This is a genomic window from Pseudomonas sp. MYb60 (genome assembly GCF_002979555.1).
Lineage (GTDB): Bacteria > Pseudomonadota > Gammaproteobacteria > Pseudomonadales > Pseudomonadaceae > Aquipseudomonas.
Window position 1 is genome coordinate 192,753 of the sequence record NZ_PCOZ01000003.1, and the last position, 22,614, is coordinate 215,366.

General features: G+C 60.2%; 14 protein-coding genes. 7 read left to right on the top strand and 7 right to left on the bottom strand.

The features are described from left to right. Positions 1 to 52: 52 nt before the first annotated feature. From CQ041_RS06475 to CQ041_RS06485, 3 genes are all read left to right on the top strand, one after another. The gene (locus tag CQ041_RS06475) at positions 53 to 1,552 is read left to right on the top strand and encodes an ATPase domain-containing protein (RefSeq protein WP_105521638.1); all 1,500 of its coding nucleotides are present in this window, start codon (positions 53 to 55) and stop codon (positions 1,550 to 1,552) included. Positions 1,553 to 1,626: 74 nt separating this feature from the next. Next, positions 1,627 to 3,228, top strand: coding sequence for an ATP-binding protein (locus CQ041_RS06480; RefSeq protein WP_371923003.1), 1,602 nt, complete (start codon positions 1,627 to 1,629; stop codon positions 3,226 to 3,228). Between the two features lie 76 nt (positions 3,229 to 3,304). Then, positions 3,305 to 7,192, top strand: a complete 3,888-nt coding sequence (locus tag CQ041_RS06485; protein WP_146116048.1) for a hypothetical protein — start codon at positions 3,305 to 3,307, stop codon at positions 7,190 to 7,192. A gap of 64 nt (positions 7,193 to 7,256) precedes the next feature. Here CQ041_RS06485 and CQ041_RS06490 read toward each other — a convergent pair whose 3' ends face one another. The 5 genes from CQ041_RS06490 to CQ041_RS06510 all read right to left on the bottom strand — a co-directional run bounded on the left by CQ041_RS06490 (position 7,257) and on the right by CQ041_RS06510 (position 13,836). Next, positions 7,257 to 7,634 (bottom strand): response regulator, encoded by a 378-nt coding sequence (locus tag CQ041_RS06490; protein WP_043049923.1) that lies wholly within the window; start codon positions 7,632 to 7,634, stop codon positions 7,257 to 7,259. A 78-nt stretch (positions 7,635 to 7,712) separates the two neighbouring features. Beyond that, on the bottom strand, positions 7,713 to 8,906 hold the full coding sequence (locus tag CQ041_RS06495) for a hybrid sensor histidine kinase/response regulator (RefSeq protein ID WP_105521641.1): 1,194 nt from the start codon (positions 8,904 to 8,906) through the stop codon (positions 7,713 to 7,715). After that, the gene (locus tag CQ041_RS06500) at positions 8,900 to 9,505 is read right to left on the bottom strand and encodes a chemotaxis protein CheB (protein ID WP_105521642.1); all 606 of its coding nucleotides are present in this window, start codon (positions 9,503 to 9,505) and stop codon (positions 8,900 to 8,902) included. The genes CQ041_RS06495 and CQ041_RS06500 overlap by 7 nt, the downstream gene beginning before the upstream one ends. Continuing rightward, the gene (locus tag CQ041_RS06505) at positions 9,502 to 10,332 is read right to left on the bottom strand and encodes a protein-glutamate O-methyltransferase CheR (protein WP_371923001.1); all 831 of its coding nucleotides are present in this window, start codon (positions 10,330 to 10,332) and stop codon (positions 9,502 to 9,504) included. Before CQ041_RS06505 ends, CQ041_RS06500 begins: the two co-directional genes overlap by 4 nt. After that, positions 10,333 to 13,836: a response regulator gene (locus CQ041_RS06510; RefSeq protein WP_105521643.1), complete on the bottom strand. Its 3,504-nt coding sequence runs from the start codon at positions 13,834 to 13,836 to the stop codon at positions 10,333 to 10,335. Between the two features lie 358 nt (positions 13,837 to 14,194). Here CQ041_RS06510 and CQ041_RS06515 point away from each other — a divergent pair, with 358 nt between their 5' ends. The 3 genes from CQ041_RS06515 to CQ041_RS06525 all read left to right on the top strand — a co-directional run bounded on the left by CQ041_RS06515 (position 14,195) and on the right by CQ041_RS06525 (position 19,972). Beyond that, on the top strand, positions 14,195 to 17,851 hold the full coding sequence (locus tag CQ041_RS06515) for a hypothetical protein (RefSeq protein ID WP_146116049.1): 3,657 nt from the start codon (positions 14,195 to 14,197) through the stop codon (positions 17,849 to 17,851). Positions 17,852 to 18,063: 212 nt separating this feature from the next. Further along, positions 18,064 to 18,429: a response regulator gene (locus CQ041_RS06520; RefSeq protein WP_105521645.1), complete on the top strand. Its 366-nt coding sequence runs from the start codon at positions 18,064 to 18,066 to the stop codon at positions 18,427 to 18,429. Between the two features lie 142 nt (positions 18,430 to 18,571). Next, on the top strand, positions 18,572 to 19,972 hold the full coding sequence (locus tag CQ041_RS06525) for a DUF1254 domain-containing protein (protein WP_105521646.1): 1,401 nt from the start codon (positions 18,572 to 18,574) through the stop codon (positions 19,970 to 19,972). A 27-nt stretch (positions 19,973 to 19,999) separates the two neighbouring features. Here the strand turns inward: CQ041_RS06525 and CQ041_RS06530 are convergent, their stop codons facing one another. Next, a complete protein-coding gene (locus CQ041_RS06530; protein WP_105521647.1) occupies positions 20,000 to 20,671 on the bottom strand; it encodes a DUF3313 domain-containing protein in 672 nt (223 codons plus the stop codon). Positions 20,672 to 20,774: 103 nt separating this feature from the next. On the opposite strand from CQ041_RS06530, the gene CQ041_RS06535 reads away from it, so the two are divergent. Then, entirely contained in the window at positions 20,775 to 21,467 is a 693-nt protein-coding gene (locus CQ041_RS06535) for an aspartate/glutamate racemase family protein (RefSeq protein WP_105521648.1), read from the top strand. Positions 21,468 to 21,539: 72 nt separating this feature from the next. On the opposite strand, the gene CQ041_RS06540 is transcribed toward CQ041_RS06535, so the two are convergent. Continuing rightward, positions 21,540 to 22,610: a DUF1176 domain-containing protein gene (locus CQ041_RS06540; protein WP_105521649.1), complete on the bottom strand. Its 1,071-nt coding sequence runs from the start codon at positions 22,608 to 22,610 to the stop codon at positions 21,540 to 21,542. Positions 22,611 to 22,614: the final 4 nt, after the last annotated feature.

Consider the following 22,614-nt stretch of genomic DNA (forward strand, 5'->3'; position numbering starts at 1 on the left):
TGACGTGCCCGCAGCGGTGCGCCCCCCTTTATTCGTGACCTGAGGGCACTCCTTGTCTACATCCAACGAGCTGATCAGTGAAAAGGCAGCTACCGGTATCGAAGGTCTTGATGACATCCTTGCCGGCGGTTTATCACGCAGCCACCTGTTTCTGCTGGAGGGTGAACCGGGCACCGGCAAAACCACCGTCGCCCTGCACTTCTTGCAGGCCGGTGCGAAGAACGGCGAACGTTCGCTCTATATCACGTTGTCGGAAACCGAGCGTGAATTGCGCCAGGGCGCCAAATCCCACGGTTGGGACCTGGATGAAAACATCCATATCTTCGAGCTGACCCCACCTGAAAGCCTGCTCAACGCCGAGCATCAGCAAAGCCTGCTGTACTCGTCCGACCTGGAGCTGGGTGAAGCCACACGGCAGATTTTCGAAGTGGTCGAGCGCATCAAACCCACGCGAGTCGTCATCGACAGCCTGTCCGAAATCCGCCTGCTGGCCCAGAGTTCCCTGCGCTACCGTCGTCAGATCCTGGCAATCAAGCATTATTTTGTGCGCTACGACGCCACCGTGCTGCTGCTGGACGACCTGACGACCGAGTCTCTGGACAAAACCGTACACAGCGTCGCCCACGGCGTCATCCGCCTGGAAGAACTCACGCCCAACTACGGCGCCGAACGTCGCCGGGTGCGGGTGGTGAAGTACCGTGGTCAGAAATACCGCGGCGGCTTCCACGACTTCACCATCATGCAAGGTGGCATCCACGTGTTCCCCCGTCTGGTCGCTGCCGAGCATCGGGGCGGCTATAACCGCGAAACCCTGACCAGCGGCATCCGCGAGTTGGACTTGCTGCTGGGTGGCGGTATCGAGACCGGTTCGAGCAGCCTGATCCTGGGCCCTGCCGGCACGGGTAAATCGCTGATCTCCATGGTCTTCGCCGCTGCGGCCGTGGCGCGAGGGGAGAAAGCTGCACTGTTCATTTTTGATGAAGAGTTGGGCCTGCTGTTCGAACGCATGAAGAACATGGGTATTGACCTGGAAGCCCTGCAGGCGACGGGCAACTTGCTGATCGAACAGGTGGATGCCGCCGAATTGACCCCGGGTGAGTTTTCCCATCGCGTACGCCGCGCCGTGGATGAGACAGGCACGAAGACCGTGGTGATCGACAGCATCAACGGCTACCAGGCGGCGATGCCGGAAGAGAACGCACTGATCCTGCACATGCACGAGCTGCTGCTGTACCTCAACCGTCGCGGTGCCGCCACCTTCATGACCGTCGCCCAACACGGGCTGGTGGGTGACATGCAGGCGCCGGTAGACATTACCTACCTGGCCGACACAGTCATTCTGCTGCGTTACTTCGAAGCGCTCGGCGAAGTGCGCCGCGCGATATCGATTATCAAGAAACGTACCGGCACTCACGAGTCGACCATTCGTGAATACCGCATCGGCAGTCGCGGCATGACCGTCGGTGAGCCGCTGAGCAACTTCCAGGGGGTGCTGCGCGGGATCCCGACGTACATGGGTGCCGGCTCTCCCCTGCTCAAGGATGAGGGCTAGTGGTCGCTCATGCTCCTGTCTCCGAGCGCGCGATCATCCTCGCGCCCTTGGGCCGCGACAGTACGTTGGCACTGATGATGCTCAACGAAGCCGGCTACAACGGCGTGATCGCCCACGACCTGGGCACGCTCTGCGTTGCGCTGGACGAAGGCAGCGGCCTGCTGGTGATTGCGGCTGAAGCCTTGAACGGTGTGAACCTGGAACCTTTGCTCGAACACTTGCATCAACAGCCCGCCTGGTCGGACCTGCCCATCGTACTGATGACCCACCACGGCGGCAGCGAACAGAACGGCTCTTCCCGCCTGAGCGGCCTGCTGGGCAACGTGACCTTCCTGGAGCGCCCGTTCCACCCTGTCACCTTGATCAGCCTGGTCAGCACTGCGCTGCGTGGTCGGCGTCGGCAGTACGAAGCACGCGATCGCTTGATCGACCTGAGTCAGAGTGAGCTGCGCCTGCAACGCACTCTGGAAACCCTCGAGCAACAGGTCGAGGAACGCACCGCACAACTGCGTCACAACGAAGAAGCCCTGCGCCAGTCACAAAAGATGGAAGCGGTCGGACAGCTGACGGGGGGTATCGCCCATGACTTCAACAACATGCTCACCGGTATCATCGGCAGCCTGGAGTTGCTGCGCAGGCGCGTAGCGCGGGGCAAACTGGATGATCTCGACAGCCTGATCGACCTGGGCGTCACCTCCGCCAACCGCGCGGCGGGCCTCACCCACCGCTTGCTGGCGTTTTCGCGCCGTCAATCCCTGGATTCCAAGCCTGTGGAGATCAACCAGTTGGTGACCTCCATGGGCGAACTGCTGCAGCGCAGTATCAACGAAAGCATCCGGCTGGACATGCGCCTGACCGAGCAGCTATGGACCGCCGAGGCCGACCCCAACCAACTGGAAAGCGCCCTGCTCAACCTGGTGCTCAATGCCCGGGATGCGATGCCGGGTGGCGGTAGCCTTATCGTTGAAACCACCAATCGCCATCTGGACAGCGTATTCACCGCCGCCTACGGCACGCTGGAGCCTGGCGACTATGTGGAGCTGAGCGTCAGCGACACCGGCTGCGGCATTCCGGAAAGTGTCATGGGCCGGGTGTTCGACCCGTTCTTTACCACCAAACCCATCGGCCAGGGCACTGGCCTGGGCCTGTCGATGATCTATGGGTTCGCGCGCCAGTCCCACGGCCACGTGACCCTCCACAGCGAAGTGGGCAAAGGCACCACAGTGAGCCTGTTCCTGCCGCGTTTCATCGGTCAAATCACTGCGCCAGAGGTCGTGGATTCAGCCCTGCTGCCCTTTGCCAATGACGGCGAGACCGTACTCATCGTCGAAGATGACCCGGCGGTACGCGTGCTCGTCTGCGCGGTGCTCAAAGAGTTGGGCTACAGCTTTGTAGAGGCAGGCGACGCCATCAGCGCGATGCCGATCATCGAGTCAGGACAGCGCATTGACTTGTTGATCAGCGACGTAGGCCTGCCCGGCATGAACGGCCGTCAGTTGGCGGAAATCGGGCGCCAGGTTCGCCCGGGCCTCAAAGTGTTGTTCATCACCGGCTATGCGGAGCACGCCGCCGTGCGGGGTGGATTCCTCGACCCAGGCATGCAGTTGATCACCAAGCCGTTCACCTTTGATCTGCTGACCGCGAAAGTGAGGGAAATGATCACGCACGTCGATTGACTTCAAGGGGGTGAAACACTCTTTTACGGGTTGCGCGCACGAATAATGGAATGAATAAGTGCACCCGGGTCACAGAATGGTCTACTTGCTGAGTGAGACCTTTCCTATGCCCGTGAGCCCAAATCCCCTGACATTCAGCACTGAGCCCGCTCGACAACAGGTTGTCAGCGTAGTCCTCGACACGTTGCCGCCGACTCCAGGCCCAGTTGCTCCCGACACTTCCCCTTCAGAGCAAGCAGGCGATGACAGTACGCTGGTATCGCTCTTTGCCGATGGACTGATCAAAAGTACACAGCCAGGTCAGTCGTCATTCGTGGGCGGACAGCGAATCGCATCTGTCCCACCGCAATCGTCCTATGGCAAGTGGCGAAATCACCTCAAAACCCTTTTGCAAAGCAATGATTTCAAACGCTGGGCGCTGGCAAACCGGATTGACGTGAGCAAATCAATCACGTTGTTTCCGCCACGAGGCTCCAAAGCCGGATTCATCGCCGCGTCGGTGTTGCCAAAGGTAACCGCCAACGAACGCGCCTTGACAGCGAATGGACAATCGACCGAATTTTTCGGGCCGTTCGTAGCCAACACTCACAACATACCCCCTTCATGGCCGCTGATCATGCACGCAGCGAGCATACTTGCTAACGGCCAGACGTACGTTTTCTCTCCCGCTGAGGGTTCGGCAAGCGTCAATGAGGTCGCGGCCTTTTATGGCGAATCAATCCCCGATGACCGCGAGGCGATCATTGAGCGGGTCAGGACACTGCGCCAGTCCAAGGCCTTTGCCGGCAGTCGGGAGACCGCGCCGTATGATGATCAGGCGCTGCAGCACCAGCACCATTTGAAGAACGAGTTGGCTGACCACCAGGTTTTTGTCGATCAGGTGATGACGCAGGTGATGCCGCAATTCATTCGCCTCTACCTGGCGAAATTGAACGAGGCCGGTTTGCTGGACAGTGCGGCCGAGAGTCGCGAGGTCCCAGAGGCACTCAAGCAACCGGTGCAAGCCCTGCTGTCGAACTGCCTGGAGGAAACCTCAATGACCACACAGGCGGGGGCGCGGGTCAGTCTCAAGCATTTCATGGAACATCAGGGCTGGTTGATGCCGTCCGATCACTGGGCGCTCGGCAATCTGACCCTGAGCCTCACCCGAGCAACGCCTGCCGCCGCCGTTTTCGGAAACCTGGGCGGTGCAATGTCGTGGTCGGCGCCGTTGAGCAACGATGACCTGTTAAAGACCTATTACCACCCTGTCCAGACGTTGCCCGGCGTCGAGGATCACGGGCTGTTCAAGGTGGTCACACGCGGTGTTCACTTGGACCGATCAGTCATCGCTCATCCAGAGAGGGCGCTGGAGCAGATGATCGACTCGCCCGCCGGGCAGGCCGTGGGCGAAGCGCTGCAACGTAAAATGGGTGCCCTGCACACCGCCAGCAGTGCCACTGAATGGTTGCTGGCTGCGCTGCAGGCCTCCCTGGATCAAGAAACACTGCTGGATGTCTCGCAAACACCCAAGCGCACAAGCGTCGCCGGGTATGACCTGGCCCAGCCCGCCAACGTCGGCCGCCATCCCTACGCCGTGGTCAAGGCGCTGGCCGATGAACTGTTGAGCAAGCAACGGGTCACCGCTGACTTGGCTCCCGTCGCAGCCCATCTGCTGCTCGCACGACGTGCACCGGCGTACCTGGTAAAAAATATTCCCGACACCGTGGTAGTGGGCAGTCATAGCTGGGTCAGTCTTGAAGTGGCAGTGAGTCGCCTTGAAGCGCGTTCGCCGGGTGCCGCCCGGCAGATGACGTATGCCCAGGTCATGGAGCAGGCAGACCTGGCACCCGTGACCGCAGAGGACCGGGCCGTGGAGTACCAGGCGCAACACACCGCACTCAAGGACTGGGCCGTGGCCAATGGCGTGATCCCTTTGAATGCCGATGACACCTACACCCCCACGCAGATGCAGGCCGTACGCACGGCTTTCAACCGGCAGATGCAGGAACTGACGGCTGCATCCGCTGTTTTTTCCACGGACATGCCCACACGCAGGGGGCTGGCCCTTGAAGAGTTGAAAAAAGCCTTTGGTGAAGGCATCGATTTCGAAAAGGAATGCCTGCAGTCCACTACACGAGCCCAGGACCGCAATGATGTAGGCCCGCATTCGGTAGTCGATATTTATTTGCGCAATGGCACCACTGAAGCGCTGGCCCGCGGATGGGTGTCCACCAGCGCGGATGTGCCGATTGAACGCCTCACCACCGCACGCCGCTCGCCAAATATGGGCCCAGTATTCAGTCGCGAGTTCGCTGCTTACTGCACCCGGATGAAGGCAGCCATTGCTACCCAGACGAAACACTTGATTGCCAGGCTGCCCCTCGAGGATCGCCAACGTATTGAGTTCGGTGCCCTTGTTGTAATGGAGCAAACCAACGTTTCACGGGACAATTTTGGGGGCGTCCAGGAACGTAGAGGGCCAAATGACCGTAGCCTGCTGCTCAAAACCACCGTGGGTGATGACGTGCTCACCTACGAACTCAATTTGAAGGACAACACCCTAAAGCGTACTGACCTTGGCGACATTGCCCTTGGCGAGCATACCGACGGCGCCGGTCGGACCCTGCGCAGATACACGCAGGTGGCGTCGAGCCCGGCAGGCCGTAATCTGGTAAGCCAGGCCCGGAAAGCGGAGGACATACCCAATAGCTTTTCCAGTTCGTGCACGGCCCTGATTGCAGACTCAGCCGTCAAGGACGCCAATATTGATTCCTACGAAACCCAGGCGCGTGGCGCGACCGCTTTCGAAAGCCGCCAACCCTTCTACAAAAAGGGACGCGAGTTGCTCTTGAGCCTGGTCCCGCTCTATTCGGCGACGAAAAACTTCCAGGCGGGCAACGTTGCCGATGGTCTGACCGACCTGGCACTGGACGCACTGGGCCTGCTCGTCGTAGTGGGCGCTGCGGCAAAAGGCGGCAAGGTCGTGTCGACTGGCGCTCGAAGCCTGAGCACGCTGGGTCAGGCGAGCAGAGCCTTTGGACGAACAGCCCTGAGTGCCGTCAATCCCCTGGACGGGCTCGGTTCGTCAGTATTGCGTGGTGGACGCCAGGTAGGCATTTCAGTCGGGAATGTTCGCGGTATTGCCAATCAATATGACCTGATGCACGCCAGCCGAAACTACGGGGTGGCGGCCCAAGGGACTTACACCGTCGGCGAACACGCGGTTGAAACGTCAGCGATCCTGCGCAATGGCAAATGGTATGGCTATAACCCAGCGTCCGGCTCGGCATACGGTAAAGCGCTGTCGGTGTTCAACGCGAAAAGCGTTGCCATGGGCGGCGAGATGCAAAACTTCAGGGTCATCAACAACGGCCTGGGCATGTCCGAAGACACAACCAAGCGCGGGCTGCGCCTGACATTGGACGCTCATGGTGCGATGCCGCCTGGCCACAGCTCTGCCTTGATGCAGGTCAACGGCGACCACATCACCCCAGGGCAACTGCTCGAACAACTGAAAGCGGCCAATGTGGACATGACTAAGTACAGGGAAATCCGCCTGACGATGTGCCATTCAGGGAACGGCGCGGAGCACTCCTTCGCGGCTCAGTTATCCAAGCTCACCCAAAAACCCACCGAGGGTTTTGTCGGCATCATGCACACCAGCCCGGAACTCCAGGATGTCGCGGCGCGGATGTTTAAAAATGGTGGCGCGAAGCAGCGTGAGTTTATCGCAGAGACTGTCAATGGCCGCCGCAAGACGATCGATAAGCTCAAGGAGACAGGTATCACCCCGGACAACCGACACATTCTCACGCCACATCCGGACTACAACCCCGTGAGGTTTACAGCTGAAGGCAAAATGATGTCATCCAAACCGCTGCGCAGCCCGCAGGTGGGTGACATACGCCAGTCTGCGCAGCCGGTATCAGGAGACGGCGCTCGTGCACCTATCGACTTATCGGAATATGACGACCTGACGTAGGGCTATCCCCTGGGGCTTGACCCTGAACCGACATTGGCGGCTCCTCGCAGAGGCGCCGCGCGTATCAGGCCAACAAGCGCTGGATATGCTCTTGCAACGTATCCAGGTCGAACGGCTTGGCCAGGATCGGCGCGTTGCGCGTGATCGGGCTGTTGCAGTCGAGGATTTCCTGCGGATAACCACTGATGAAGATGACCTTGAGCTCCGGGCGCAGCTTGATTGCGGGCTCGGCGATCTGCACGCCGGAAATCCCGCCCGGCAGGCGATAGTCAGTGACCATCAGGTCCAGGTGCGGTTTGGTGGCGAGAATCTGGAACGCCTGCTCCCCATCGATCGCCTTCAGCACGCGATAGCCCAGGCCGGCCAGGTATTCACCCAGCACAAACATAATGGATTCGTCGTCCTCGACGATCAAAACGACATCTTGTGCATCTTCACTCATGGGAAGCCTTAATCCGGTCAATTGCTGCAATTACGACCATGGGGTCACGCAGAGGTTGCGTCGGGATGACGATTGAATTCATGTCGCGATTCCGAGGGGCAGGCACACCCGAAACAGGGCGCCCTCGCCTATCTGGCTTTCGACCTCGATGGTGCCACCATGGGCGGCAACGATCTGCTCGGAAATAAACAACCCCAGCCCCAACCCAGCGGCGACCTGGCTGGCTGAAACGCGCTCGAATTGCTGGAAGATACGCTTCTGGTTTTCCTCGCTGATGCCAATGCCACGGTCACGCACTTCAATCCGTGCTTCGCCGTGTTCGGCATACACACGCACCTCTATCGGGCTCTTGGCGCCATAACGCAAGGCGTTGGTCAGCAGGTTCGTCACCACCTGCTCGATGCGGAATTCGTCCCAGTGGCCTTCTACAGGGCCTTCGCTGTGCAATTGCATGGAAGAGTCCGCTGCAGCCACCTGGGGCGAAAAATTCTCCACCAGATTGCTTACCAGTTGGGCCAGGTCAATGCGTGCCGGCCGAATCGACAGTTTGCCGGTGCGAATGCGCGACACATCGAGCATGTCCTCAATGAGACGGATCAGGCTCTGGATCTGCCGCTCGTCGCGGTCGACCATGGCGTGCATCTTGTCCAGGGTGAACGCGGCGGCGTTGTCGCGGGCCAGGTGCATCTTGCGCAATTGGGTTTCGAGGATCAGCCCGTTCAGGGGCGTGCGCACCTCATGCGCAACGATCGACATGAAATCGTCACGCATGCGCACGGCCTGCTCCAACTCGGCCTGGGTAGCCTGCAGGCGCGCCAGCAACAGCTCCTGCTCTCGGCGGCTGCGCTCCAGGGCTTCGACCTGCTGCTTGACCGCCTTGCTCTGGCGATAGAGGTCAACGAACACATTGACTTTGCTTTTGACCGCGTGGATATCCAAGGGCTTGTGCAGGAAGTCGACCGCACCGCTTTCATAGCCTTTGAAGGCGTAATTGAGTTCACGGCCGGCGGCGCTGACGAACACAATCGGGATGTTCTTGGTCTTTTCGGTACCGCGCATCAATTCGGCCAGCTCGAAACCGTTCATGCCGGGCATCTGCACGTCGAGAATCGCCATGGCGAACTCGTGCTCCAGCAACAGTGACAAGGCTTCGTCAGCGCTCAATGCCTTGAACACCTGGCGGTCCTCGCGCTTGATCAGCGCTTCGAGCGCCAGCAGGTTTTCCGGCAGATCGTCGACGATCAGCAGTTTGGCCTGGACAGTACTTAACATGGGGAATATTCCAGGGAAGCCAGCAATGAGCCGATGCGGCTCAAGGTAAGAATGTAGTCGGGTGTGTGCAGGGCCAGCGCCGCCTGGGGCATGACCGCGACCCGTGCCTCAGCGGGATCCTGCACCACGGTGGTCCCGCCCAGCTGCTTGACCTGGGCCAGGCCTCGGGCGCCGTCGTGGTTGGCACCGGTGAGCAGAATGGCCATGAGGCCCTTGCCGTAGGTGTCGGCCGCGGATTCAAACAGGAAATCAATCGCCGGCCGCGAGTGATGCACGCGGTCTTCCTGGCTCAGGGACAGGCTGCGATCATGTTCCACCGACAAGTGATAGCCAGGCCCCGCGAAGTACAGGGTGCCAGGGCGGATCACGTCCTTGTCGCGGGCTTCCACCACCGGCATCGCCACACGCCGGTCAAACACCTCGGCCAACTGGCTGCGACGCTCGTCCGGCAAATGCAGCACGGTGATGATCGGCAAGCCGAAATCCGCAGGCAGCTCGGCAAAAACGGTCAGCAACGCCTCTACGCCACCGGCGGATGCACCGATCACGATCGCTTCTATGCCCCGGATCGTTGCCGGGCTGCCAGCCGCTTGGTTCATAGTTTTCGGTAGATCCGTTCCTGTTTGACCAACGGTTCGAACTGCTTGCCGAACGCGGAGAAATCCAGGGTCTCCTTGCTGCCCAGCACCAGGAAGCCGCGGTGACACAACGACTCGTGGAACAATCCAAACGCGCGATCTTGCAATTTTTTATTGAAATAAATCAGTACGTTACGACACGAAATTAATTGAGTTTCTGAGAATACACTATCGGTCGCCAGGCTGTGATCGGCAAATGTGACATTCTCGCGCAGCGACTTGTCGAAGATCGCGTAATCGTAAGCCGCCGTGTAGTAGTCGGCAAATGAACGTTGCCCACCGGCCTGCTGATAGTTGGCGGTGTAGGCGCGAACATTTTCCAATGAAAAGATGCCTTGCTTGGCTTTTTCCAAGGACGTCGGGTTGATATCGGTGGCGTAGATGATCGTGCGCTCCAGCAAGCCTTCCTCGCGCAGCAGGATCGCCATGGAGTACACCTCCTCCCCCGTGCTGCACCCGGCGATCCAGATCTTGATCGAGGGGTACGTCTTGAGCAGCGGCACCACTTCCTGGCGGATCGCCAGGAAGTGCGACGGGTCGCGGAACATCTCGCTCACCGGAATCGTCAGGAACTGCAGCAATTGCATGAACGCCGCCGGGTCGTGCAGCACGCGCTCCTGCAACGCGGAGATGGTCGCACAGTCGAACTGACGCAGCGCATGGGCCACGCGCCGCTTGACCGACGCACCCGAGTAGTCACGAAAGTCATAGCTGTACTTGAGATAGATCGCCTCAATCAACAGGCGCAACTCAATGTCGCTGCTTTTGTCCAAAAAACTCTGTTCCACTTAAATGCGTTCCATCTTGGGTAGCCATACGCGAATCAACGAAAACAGACGGTCCAGATCAATCGGCTTGGCCAGGTAATCATTGGAACCTGCCGCCAGGCAACGCTCCTGATCGTCCTTCATGGCCTTGGCCGTCACGGCAATGATCGGTAACTTTTTCCAGCGCGGGTCCTGGCGGATCAGGGCCGTGGCCTCGTATCCATCCATTTCCGGCATCATCACGTCCATCAGCACCAGGTCGATATCGTCGACTTCGTTGAGTTTGTCGATGGCTTCACGGCCGTTTCGCCCGATCACCACCACAGCGCCTTTGTGCTCCAGGGCACTGGTGAGGGCAAAGATGTTCCGTACATCGTCGTCCACCAGCAGGATTTTGCGCCCCTCGAACACCTTGTCGCGGCTGCGGGCAGTCTTGAGCATCTTCTGGCGATCATGGGACAGCTGGGATTCGACTTTGTGCAGAAAGAGTGTGACCTCGTCCAACAGGCGCTCTGGCGAGCGCGCGCCCTTGATGATGATCGAGCGCGAATACTTGCGCAGTTCGGTTTCTTCATCACGGGTCAGGTTGCGCCCGGTGTAGACGATCACCGGCGGGAACGAGCAGATGTCCTCGGTGGCCATGCGCTTGAGCAACTCGTTGCCGAGCATGTCAGGCAGCTTCAAGTCGATGATCATGCAGTCATAGATGTTGGTGCGCAGCAAGTCCAATGCAGCCTGGGCGTAACCAACGTCGGTGATTTCGATGTCGTCATCGCCGATCAGGCGAGCAATGCTGTCGCGCTGCAAGTCGTCGTCTTCTACGAGCAGCACGCGTTTGACCTTCTGGGTCAATTTGGCTTCCAGCCGCGCGAAGACGTCCTTGAGCTCTTCGCGGGTGGTCGGTTTGACAGCGTAACCGATGGCGCCCATGTGCATGGCGGCTTCGACGCGATCTTCCACAGAAATCACATGCACCGGGATATGACGGGTGTCTGCATGCTCTTTGAGGCGTTGCAGCACGGTCAGCCCGGAGTGGTCCGGCAGGCGCATGTCCAGCAGGATGGCGTCGGGGATGTATTCTTCAGCCAGGCTGTAGCCTTCGTCCGCGCCATGGGCCACCAGGCAGTGGTAGCCCAACTCGTGAGCCAGATCGAAGAGGATGCGCGCGAAATTCGGCTCGTCTTCCACCACCAGGATGCAACGGCGGGTAAAGGGGGCCTTGTCGCGGTCGTCGGCGAAGCGCGGGATCTGGTCAGCGTTGGCCACTGGCAGCGGTGATACCTGGATCGCGGCGGGGGCAGGCGCTGGCGCCACCACCAATGGGCGCGGCGGCTCGACCGGCGCGGCGTCTTCGTCGCGTTCTACATACTGCTCGGGCAACACCAAGGTGAAAATACTGCCTTTGCCGGGCTCGCTGGTCACGCTGATAGAGCCGCCCAGCAAGGCTGCGAGGTCACGGGAGATCGACAGCCCCAGGCCGGTGCCGCCGTAACGGCGGTTGGTGGTGCCATCGGCCTGGCGGAAGGCTTCGAAGATGCTTTCCTGCTGGTCCGTGGCGATGCCGATGCCGGAATCGCGCACGGTGAAGGCGATGCCCTCCCCCGGTGCGCTGGACACAGCCAGGCTGACGTCACCCTGTTCGGTGAACTTGACCGCGTTGGACAGCAGGTTCTTGAGGATCTGCTCCAGGCGTTGGCGGTCAGTGAACAGCATGGCCGGGGCGCCAGGCTGGACATCCACCTGGAAACTCAGGTTGCGATCAGCCGCCAGCGGCTCGAACATCCCGCGCAGGCCCTCCACCAGGCGCGTGACGCTGGTGTGTTCCGGGCGCACTTCGAGCTTGCCGGCCTCGACCTTGGAGATGTCCAGGATGTCGTTGATCAGGTTCAACAGGTCATTGCCGGCCGAATAGATCGACTCGGCAAACTTGACCTGTTCTGCGCTGAGGTTTTCCTGAGGGTTTTCCGCCAGCAGCTTGGCCAGGATCAGCGAGCTGTTGAGCGGGGTACGCAACTCGTGGGACATGTTGGCGAGGAATTCGGATTTGTACTTGCTGGACCGCTGCAATTCGTCGGCGCGGTCTTCCAGTTGCAACTGGGCCTGGTTGAGCTCGACGTTTTTGCGGTCCATGGCATCGCGCTGCTCGGCCAGGGTCTGGGTCTGTTCGGCCAGTTGCTCGTTGGTCTGCTCCAGCTCGGCCTGCTGGGTTTCCAGGTGGGCCTGGGATTCCTTGAGGATGCGCGACTGCTCTTCGAGCTCTTCGTTGGCGGTTTTGAGCTCTTCCTGCTGCACCTGCAACTCTTCGTTGAGCTGCTGGGTCTCGGCCAGCACCTCTTGGAGGCGCTGACGGTAACGGGCGGCCTCGATGGAGGTGCCGATGTTCCCGGCAATCAGCTCCAGCAGTTCCACATCGCGTTCATCCAATGGGCGCAGGAAGCCCAGTTCGATCACGCCGTTGACCCGCCCGTCGTCGCTGGTCGGCACCACCAGCACACTGCGGGTATGCCCCTCACCCAGGCTGGAACTGACCTTGAAGTAATCCACGGGGACGTCGTCCAGGCGAATCAGGCGGTCCAGGTTCGCCGCTTGGCCGACAATGCCTTCGTCGCTGTAGATCGCCTGTTCCAACTGTTCCTGTTCACGGGAGAAACCGTAGGTCGCTACACGCTTGAGGCCGCCGTGTTCTTCACGCACGTAGAGCGCTGCCACGGCCGAGCCCATGTACTGGGCAAAAAATTGCAGGATGTTGCGCCCCAGCATATTGAGGCTGAGCTGGCCGAGTACCTGTTCTGCCAACTCTGTCTGGCCAGTGCGCAACCACGCTTGCTGCTCCAGGCGTCGCGCAATCTTCTGCTGTGACACGAGGTTTGCGTTATAACTCTCTGATAACGATATTAAATTCTTTCGGCCGATGTAGGCTAAAACGCCACTCAGCCCAAGCACGAACACCAGGTAAAGCGTGACGCTGACGATGGTGGTCCGGGTGACCTGCTCGTTGCGGGCGATACGGAACTGCTGCTCCATCTCTACGGCGGCGTCATATTCCTTGCGAATCTCGTCGGTCAGGCGCTTGCCTCGGCCGTTCTTGACGGCGCTGCGGTAATCGCCGCGCTCGCGCTGCATGTCAATCATCGACTGGGCGTAGACATTCCACTCGGTCTGGAGCGCCTCTAGGCGCTTGAGGCGATCGACCTGTTGCGGGTTGTCGGCAACCAGCTCCTGCAAATTGCGCAAGTCCGCCAGGATACGTGGCTTGGCCACCTCGTAAGGGTCGAGGAAATGCTCATCGCCGGTGATCAGGAACCCGCGCATGCCGGTTTCCAGGTCCACGGTCAGCTTCGACGACTCATTGAGGTTGTTGATCACCCGGTCGGTGTGTTCCACCCACTGGATAACGCTCAACAGGTAGGTGATCAGGCACACGAAAAACACGGCACTGAGCACGCCCACACCCAGGGGCAACGCCACGTTTCGGCTCAGGAGGTTTCGAAAGCTCTTTTCATCGACGGACGACGCAGGAGTCATGGGCATGCCTTGGCCAAGTGTGGAAAAACCGGGAGTTTGCCCCAGTTAGGTGCCTGAACGCCATTTTTCTGCGCCGCATGCGGGTGAAAAGCTCGCGGGCGGAACACGCGCGCTGCAGATTTCAATCGCTGTACCGACGCCGTTGCTTACACAGCAATCGGAACGCTCGCTGTTCAAAGGGGCACTGATTGAAGGCGTTCAGGAACAGGGATCCTCCGCGAGACGCTTATCGTCTATCCCAGCAAGGTATCCATCCATGCCAAGCCTACATAACCTCGTGAACACCCCGCGTTCAACCCAAGTACCCTCCTTCCCAGACACACTCCAGCGAGCGCCCTCCCCATCCCTCTTGCGGTCGGTGGAAACGCCACCGCCCGGCGCCAATCCGTTGCCGGGAATGCGCGCGAGCGCAATGGGCGATGCGCGAAATCTGCAGATGCTGGCGAAAAAGCTCTACGCACTGGCCGATACGCTGGGCAAGAACGCTACCCCTCAGGCGGTGACAGCAGCCCTCAATGCCACGACGATGGCTGTCCACCCTCACTCCTCCTACCCGGCGCAGACCCCGGGGTTCGTGAGCCTGGAAGCATTCATCCGCAGCATCGACGTCGGTCAGCCCAGCAACCATTTTCACCTGACTTCCCTTGCGGATGCCGTCAGTAGCCGGGCCATCGCCAACCCGTTCGGTGACTTTGGGGGTGGATTGACGTGGCCGGTGCCACTGAGCCTCGCGTTGCAGCGCCAACTGCTAGAGGCCGCTGACGCTTACATGGCAGGCCCTCAAGCCCGCAGTGGCGGGGGTATTCTCGAGTTCCTGAACGGCAATCGTCCATTGTCGGCCGATGCACTCGACGACCCGATCCATGCGCTTGAAACCATCACGCACTCCGGTCGCGCGCACGCATTCGGGCAGGCACTGCAGAGCATGGCGAAGGGTATGTGGACGGAGACCAGCATAAATGACTACTTGCTGGCCACCCTCCAGTTGGTCCTGAATCCTGAATCCCTGACCCAGCCAAGTCGTAACTGGGTCGCAGGGTTCGATCTGGCCCAGTCAGCGCACTGGGGGCAGCCCGCCTGCGCGGTGGTCGAGGGGTTGGCTGCGCACCTGGTCGAAAAAGGTCGGGCCGGACCTGAGATGGCCAAGGTAGCGGCGCACCTGTTGCTGGCGAAGCAGGCACCCGAATTCCTGGTCAAGAACATTCCTGCCAGTGTCGCCTATGGCAGTCCTGCCTGGGTGCGCCTGGCGATTGCGGCGTCGACGCTGGAAGCCCAGTCACCAGGCAGCGTTGCGACCATGAGCTTCGACCAGGTCATGATGCAGGCCGACCGTACTGCGCGGGTCGATCCTGACGCAACCGCGCGCGCTCAAAAATCGGCATTGGCAGACTGGGGTGTCGCCAGTGGCTTGCTCGAGAGAAAGCGCGACGAGCGCTATTCGGACCAGCAGCTCAATCAGTTGAGCGCTGAATACAACGCACAGCTCACCGAGCAGATGGCCGTGGACGGCTGGGTGAACACTGCGTTACCGAACCGCAAGGAAATTGCATTGGCCAAGCTCAAAGAGCGTTATGGCGAAAACGTGCCCTTTGAGGAAAAGCTGCTGCGGGTCGTTGCCCCTCGTAATCAGTCGCCCTACCACCCCCTCTACAACCCCAACCTGGTACCTGAGGGCCTGCATTCGATGCTCGACATCGCGATGATGGAGAACCCTCACTACGCGTGGACAACCAAAGATGAGCGCATCCCTCTGGATGCCATCAATGCCAACCCCAAGCTGGGCGTCAACCGCGAATTCAATACGCGCCTGGACGAAGCCATACGTTCGCAAAAGAAGGGGTTGGCGACCACGGTCAAGCATTTGATCTCCCAGCTCTCGCTCGAGCAAAGAAAGGACCTGGAGTTCGGCAATATCAAATTCTTCCACGAGTCCAGTCACAGGATCGGACTGTCCGGCGAGACGCTGATCGATAAGGACAACACCTTTTGGATACGCACGGAGCGGGAAGGCGCTTCAGCGGTTTATCAACTGGACCTCAAAAAGGGCACGCTGAAGAAAGAATCCGGACGCGATGATATCTCGACTAAAGACTACGGCATCGGCACCGTTCAAACGCAACGCACCGAGTTCATGCACCCGGCCGGCAGCGTCGATAACCAGAAGGAGCGGCCCCCTGCCCCTTCGAGCATCCCCGTGAGCTTCAAAAGTGACAGAAGCCAATACATTGCCGAAGCATTTGTAGAACACCTCGAGATCGATAATGCCGATGCCATCCAGGCGCTGAAGGGCTCTACCCCGCTGGATAAACAGCATGAAGCACAACAGCGCGCGGGCCATTTCTTTCTTGACCTTTTCCCGTTCAAATCGGCCATTACCAACTTCGTCAATGGCAACCACGTAGCGGGCGCGATCGACTTGACGATTGACCTGATGGGCTTCCTGACCTTGGGCGCCGCGTCTGTTGCCAAGCTTGGACGAATCAGTGGCAGCGCGGTATCCAAGGCCATACAGGCCGGAAAAATACTCGCCAGCAGCGCCATTACGGCGTTCAACCCTCTGGGCGGGGTCGACGACCTGGTATTCGGCGGCGCACGCGCCCTCGGCAAAGGTGCGCGAGCGCTCGGCCAGGGCATCAACCAGCTCAGGGGCGCCAGCGGCAGTTACGACCTGCTCAAGGCGGCCAGCCAGCAGTATGACCTTGCCGCGCTAGGACACCTCAAGGTTGCCGACCGCAACGTCGAGGCTTCAGCGGTTTTTGACGACGGGCACTGGTACCGTTACGACCCGATCAAGGCACAGCCCTATGGTCCGCCGCTAACAGACTTCAAGCCGTCGGTGACGGCGGCAGGTGGTGAGGTCAAGGCCGTCACCGAAGCCTCCGCTACTGAGTGGCTGAGCACCTGGTTCGGCTCGGCCCGCGCAAACCCTGATTTCGTCAAGGATTTCGACGCCTCGCGCCGCAGCGCCATCCAGGCCGATCAGGCCGCCTATGAACGCGGGTATGACAGTGGGTTGGCCCCCATGATTGCCGACTATTCGACGAGCCTGTCCATCGCCCAGATAAAACGGCTGTCGTTGCAAGGTGCCCGATCGCCGGAGGAAATAGGCCGCCTGGTCAGGCGTATTGAAAACCTCGAAGAGCTGCCCAACCGGTTTTTTACCAGGGCAGACAACCTCAAGCTGGCCGATGCGGAGAACTTCGCCAGCGGCTACAGTCAAGGGGTGGCGGCCTCAATCCACGGTTATACACCCACGCTGACTATCGCCCAACTTCAGGAACTGGCCCTGCAGCCGGGACGTTCAACAGCCGAACTGGCGTGTTTGTTCAAGCAGATAGAAAACAAAACCCTCGCACTCAATCAATTGCTGGCGCAAAAATTCAGCGCAGAACTGAGTGGACCTGGCACTCGTGTGATCCTCATGCCCCAGGGGTATTACCTCAGCCAGGTGAAACCGATTTCGCCAGGACAATGCGCGGCCTTTTCAAATACGGTGGCTTATGCTTTCCAGGATGGAAAAATCAGCACATTTATCGATAACTTTTTCACCGCCATGGCCAATCCCAATCATTTGGGCACGCAGAACTTTCGCAACAGTCTCCAGAGCTTCCAGTCGAGCTTGCGGACTAACTTCCATGGTACGCAACCGACGCAGAACTTCACCTATGGGCAGATCATTACCGAACTTGCAAACGCCCAAGCGTCAAAAAGCCTGTTGATCAGCAACGGTTCCGGGGGGCATGGCATTTCGGCCGGGGTCTTGGTCAACGGTGCAGAAAAGGAATGGTATTACTACGATCCCAACTTTGGCATCGCCCGGTTCAGTACCGAGCAAGCTATGCGCACGGGTGTGGAGCGCGCCATGAACAGCGGCGCGACCCGGCACATGTTCCTGCCCGACCCCGGTACGTCCGCTTACAAGGTGTCCACCTTCGATGAGATGCAACTGATGAACGCAGTGGGTAGCATCCGCGGCCCCTACAGCCTGTTTGAACATCCGATTACGCTGAACTAATCGCACAATTGCCTTGAACACGTGCCCGGTGCCGATTCAGGTCGCAGGCCGGGCATGCCAGTGACGCGTCAATAACCGAACGGGACTTTCCTGGCCAACAGCGGCACAATGCCCTTCCGCATTCGGGAACTTGCCGAGATCGACGTGACTCATTAGAGAATGGTCTTTCAAGCGCGAAAGAACACGCCCTCCATTGCTCGGGAATTTTTATTATGTCCGCCACCCCCTCCACGATCCTTGTAGTCGAAGACGACGCCATCGTGCGCATGCTGATCGTCGATGTACTCGAAGAGTTGGAGTTCAGCGTTCTTGAAGCCGCTGATGCCGAAGAGGCGCTGGAAGTGGTCAACAACCCTGACAGCGTCATTGACCTGATGATGACCGATGTCGGTCTGCCGGACATGGATGGCAAGGAGCTGGCGACCCGGGTACGTGTGCTCAGGCCTGCACTGCCGATCCTGTTTGCCAGCGGCTATGCCGAGAATATCGACGTGCCCGCCGGCATGCAGGTGATCGCCAAGCCGTTTTCCATCGATCAACTGCGGGACAAGGTTAAATCGATGCTATCGGTGAGTTGATCGCTGCAACGACTGCGTGCCGCCTCCCTGGGCGGCATTTTTGCGTCAGGACCGCAGAGATTAACGTGACCTGCGGACTACAAAGCCGGACACTCGGCGACCTACGACTTGTTCAAAACGTACCCACGAAGGACGCAACAACATGATTGGAAAACCGACGCGCCTGTTGGTGGCGAGCCTCTCGATACTCTCCAGCGCCGGCGCCTGGGCCGACTTCACGGCGACCCCGAGCGAAGCCCGGGCGATTGCCAAGGAAGCCTACCTGTATGGCTACCCGGTGGTAGAGCTGTACAAGACGCTCTATACCCAGGCCGTTGATAAAGGCGGCGCCAACTTCAAGGCCCCGATCAACCAGGTCGGCAATACTGCCCAGGTGTTCAGCCCGAAAGACACCTCGCGGCTGCTGCCCAACCCGGATACGCCGTATTCCTTCGTGTGGATGGACTTGCGCCGGGAGCCGCTGATCCTGACCCTGCCCAAGATCGAAGACGAACGTTACTACTCGGTGCAACTGGTCGACCTCTACACGCAGAATTTCGCCTATCTGGGCACCCGCAGCACCGGTAACAACGGCGGCCATTACATGATCGCCGGGCCTGACTGGAAGGGGCAGCAGCCGGTTGACGTCGATCGCGTGATCTACAGCGAGAGCAATCTCGCCTACGCCCTGTACCGCACGCAGCTGTTCGATGAAAAAGACCTGGGCAAGGTCAAGCAGATCCAGAACGGCTACAAAGTGCAGCCCTTGAGCCGCTATGTGAAGCAAGCCGCACCGGCCAAGGTGGCGAAGATCGAATGGCCCAAGCCTGTAGCGAACATGACCGACAGCCCGCAATTGTTTCGCTACCTGAACTTCATGCTGGCCTATGCGGCCCCCCAGGACAGTGAAAAGGACCTGTTGGCGCGCTTTGCCAAGATTGGCGTCGCGCCTGGTGAGCCGTTCAAACCCGGGCAACTGACTGCCGAGCAGCGCAAAGCGCTTGAGGAGGGCATCGCCGACGCCAAGGCCGAGTTTGCAGCGTTCAAGAAGGACAAGATCGATACCCATCAGGTCAACAATGGCGAGCTGTATGGCAGCCGTGACCGCTTGAAGAACAACTACCTGTATCGCTACGCCGGTGCCAATCTGCGCCTGTTCGGTAATTCGGCCTCTGAAGCCAGCTACATGACGTACACCGTGGACAGCGAAGGCAAGCAGGCCAACGGTGCGCGCCACAGCTATACGGTGCACTTCGCCAAGGGCCAGTTGCCGCCTACCGACGCGTTCTGGTCGCTGACCATGTACGACGCCAAGACCGGGCAACTGGTGGCCAACCACAAGAAACGCTACATGATCAACTCGCGGATGCTGCCCGGCCTCAAGCTGGACGCCGATGGCGGCCTGACCCTGGCCTTGCAGCACCACGAGCCACCGAAGGCCGAGCAGAGCAACTGGCTGCCCGCCCCAACCCGGCCGTTTTACGCGGTGCTGCGGATCTACCTGCCCAAACCCGAGGTGGGCAGCGGCCAATGGAAGTTGCCGCCGCTGACACCCCTCAAGTAACCCTTGCGTGGCTCAAGGGGCGCTCCTTCAGTGCCTTTTGAGCTTCACGTAGGACTGATGCAGGTCCGACGCCCAGCCGTCGATCACGCTTTTCACATCCCCCGCCGTCATCACCTGAGAATCATTGGACAGTGGCTTGCCGATGCCTTTGCGCACGACTTGGGCCAGTACCTTGCCATCGGCCCCATCGAGGAACTGTGCTTCGGTCCCCAGGGTGGTTTCCTGGTCGCGAATACCCGCGCCGGTGCTGACCGCCGCCGCCACCAACGCCACCGGGACGAATTCGTAAGGCTTGAGCCCCTCGGTCTTGCTGCTCACCGCCGTAATCGCCGCCCGCACGACGATCACGCCAGGGCCGGGGCCTTGAGCCAGGGGCAAGGACTTCACCAGCTCGCGCTTGAGGGCCTGATTGAAATAATCATTGATGCCCCGCAAGGTGCTTTCGGGGATTTTCGCGGTGGCTTGTGGCTTGGGGTAGAACTGAGTGGGCTCGACGTACACCGCGCGGTAGCGGCTCAAGTCCAATTGAGGATCCACCCAGCGCATCACCTCTGCCCCCGAAGGCGACTTGGCTTCCTTGAGCTGGCTGTAGTCGGAAAGGAAACCGGAATACTCGTCCGGTTGCGTGATCTTGCTGGCACACCCCGTCATCCCGAGCGAAGCAACACACAGCGTGCTGATCATAAGCCTTAGCTTCATGGCGAACTCCCTGGCAGTCATCATCGAAACAGCGAGCTGTAGGTATAGCTCTAATCCCGGCCGCTGGGTAAGGTGATGCCACATTCCTTGTCAGGAGCATCGCATGCGCACCATCGGCCTTATCGGCGGCATGAGCTGGGAGTCCAGCGCCGAGTACTACCGCATTATCAACCAGCGCGTGCGCGACCAGCTCGGCCCGCTGCGTTCGGCACAACTGTTGATGTACAGCGTGGACTTCGGCCCGGTGGAACAGGCCCAGCACGCCGGGCGCTGGGATGACACGGCACTGATCCTCGAAGATGCCGCCCGTCGCCTGCAAGCCGGCGGTGCCGACTGTGTGGTGCTGTGTACCAACACCATGCACTTGGTGGCCCCGCGCATTGAGGCGGCGGTGTCGATTCCGTTCCTGCATATCGCCGATGCGGCGGGTCTGGCGGCGGTTGAAGCCGGCACCCTGACAGTTGGTTTGCTGGGCACGGCATTTACCATGGAGCAGGACTTTCTCAAATCCCGTCTCACCGACCACGGCCTGACCGTGCTGGTGCCCGAGGCGAACGAGCGCCAGGCCGTGCACCGGATCATCTATGAGGAGTTGTGCGTCGGTGTGATCAACGAGGCCTCACGCCAGGTCTATCAGCGTGCGATCGAGTCCCTGGCCGCGCGCGGTGCCCAGGCAATCATTCTGGGCTGTACCGAAATCGGTCTGTTGATCAAACCCGAACACAGCGACCTGCCACTGCTGGACACCACTGAGCTGCACGCGCAGGCCGCGGTGGCGTTTGCCCTGCAGGATTAACGCGGCGGCCGCAGGCGCGCCATGCTCACCGCGTCGCGTAATGCTTGGTCACGCAGGCACCCCGCGTACTGACTAGGGTGCCGGCACGGCCGTCCACAACGACGGCCAGTCGCCATAGCCGACGCCGGTGCAGCGCGGCATCCTGTGAAATTCGCTGAGCTGGAAGCGCTCGCCATCGAACACCCAGGTCCCGCCTTCACCGCAATCGCCGATCCCGCGCAGTTTATAGAAGTAACTCAGCGTGCCGGTGGCCTGGTCGTAGCCTACCGAGCCTTGCAACTCGGCGCCGTCGAGCGGCAGCGGCTGCAGGTCCAGGCGGGTTTCGGTGTAGGGCGCCTGTCGTTGGCGGCGGCTGACGTCGAACTCGCAGTTGTAGGCTGCGCAGTTGTAACGCGTGACGGTCATGGCCTGCTGCGCTGTCAACGCGCCGACCTTGGCCTCGGGCTCGGGCTCGCCTTCCTCCGGCGTGATGGCCTGCAATGCCGCCGCCACCAGACCCGCCTGCTCCTGCGGGGTCAGCAAGGGGGCCGCGGGGAATGCGCGCAATAGAGGCGCCGGCATGCGCGCCGGCACCAGGCTGGCAGCGCCTTTGCCTGGCCGGGCCAGTGCGGTGACGTTATCCACCCGTCCTTGCACGGCATCCATCAGCAGCAACGCAGCACTCAGCCCGCTCAGCGAGACATGCGCCTCTTGCTCCCCGGCCAATTGCAGGCGCTCACCGTTGCGCAAGCGCTGCAACCAACGTCGCGCGGCGGCATCCTCGATCACCCCGTAGGATTGCACATCGGGATCCCCGCCCTGATCGTCCAGTTCGACCTGCAAATCCCGCGTCAACTCCAACCCCAGCTGCTGACCATCGAGCAGCAAGGTGGAAAGGTCCGCGCCCTGGCCACGATGATCGAAGCGCAAGCGCAGGTAACCCTCGGGCCCGGCTTGGTGCCAGATATGCAGGGTCAGCGAGCTGTAGTCCTCTTCATTCATGCCGCTGGGCGCACTGAGGGCGTGGCAACTGCGCAGGTTATCGCACCCGATTACCCACTCCTTGATTTCCCGCAGCAGCGGTACGGTTTCGGCAGGCGATTGAGCGAGGGCTTGGGCGCTGGCACTGGTCAGCAGCAGGGTCAGGAAAACAGGGCGCAACATGGGG

Bases quoted from the DNA above. Each gene is read 5' to 3' on its own strand.
- CQ041_RS06480 (WP_371923003.1), top strand. From the start codon at position 1,627: ATGATGCTCAACGAAGCCGGCTACAACGGCGTGATCGCCCACGACCTG.
- CQ041_RS06485 (WP_146116048.1), top strand. From the start codon at position 3,305: ATGGTCTACTTGCTGAGTGAGACCTTTCCTATGCCCGTGAGCCCAAAT.
- CQ041_RS06490 (WP_043049923.1), bottom strand. From the start codon at position 7,634: ATGAGTGAAGATGCACAAGATGTCGTTTTGATCGTCGAGGACGACGAA.
- CQ041_RS06495 (WP_105521641.1), bottom strand. From the start codon at position 8,906: ATGTTAAGTACTGTCCAGGCCAAACTGCTGATCGTCGACGATCTGCCG.
- CQ041_RS06500 (WP_105521642.1), bottom strand. From the start codon at position 9,505: ATGAACCAAGCGGCTGGCAGCCCGGCAACGATCCGGGGCATAGAAGCG.
- CQ041_RS06510 (WP_105521643.1), bottom strand. From the start codon at position 13,836: ATGACTCCTGCGTCGTCCGTCGATGAAAAGAGCTTTCGAAACCTCCTG.
- CQ041_RS06520 (WP_105521645.1), top strand. From the start codon at position 18,064: ATGTCCGCCACCCCCTCCACGATCCTTGTAGTCGAAGACGACGCCATC.
- CQ041_RS06525 (WP_105521646.1), top strand. From the start codon at position 18,572: ATGATTGGAAAACCGACGCGCCTGTTGGTGGCGAGCCTCTCGATACTC.
- CQ041_RS06530 (WP_105521647.1), bottom strand. From the start codon at position 20,671: ATGAAGCTAAGGCTTATGATCAGCACGCTGTGTGTTGCTTCGCTCGGG.
- CQ041_RS06535 (WP_105521648.1), top strand. From the start codon at position 20,775: ATGCGCACCATCGGCCTTATCGGCGGCATGAGCTGGGAGTCCAGCGCC.
- CQ041_RS06540 (WP_105521649.1), bottom strand. From the start codon at position 22,610: ATGTTGCGCCCTGTTTTCCTGACCCTGCTGCTGACCAGTGCCAGCGCC.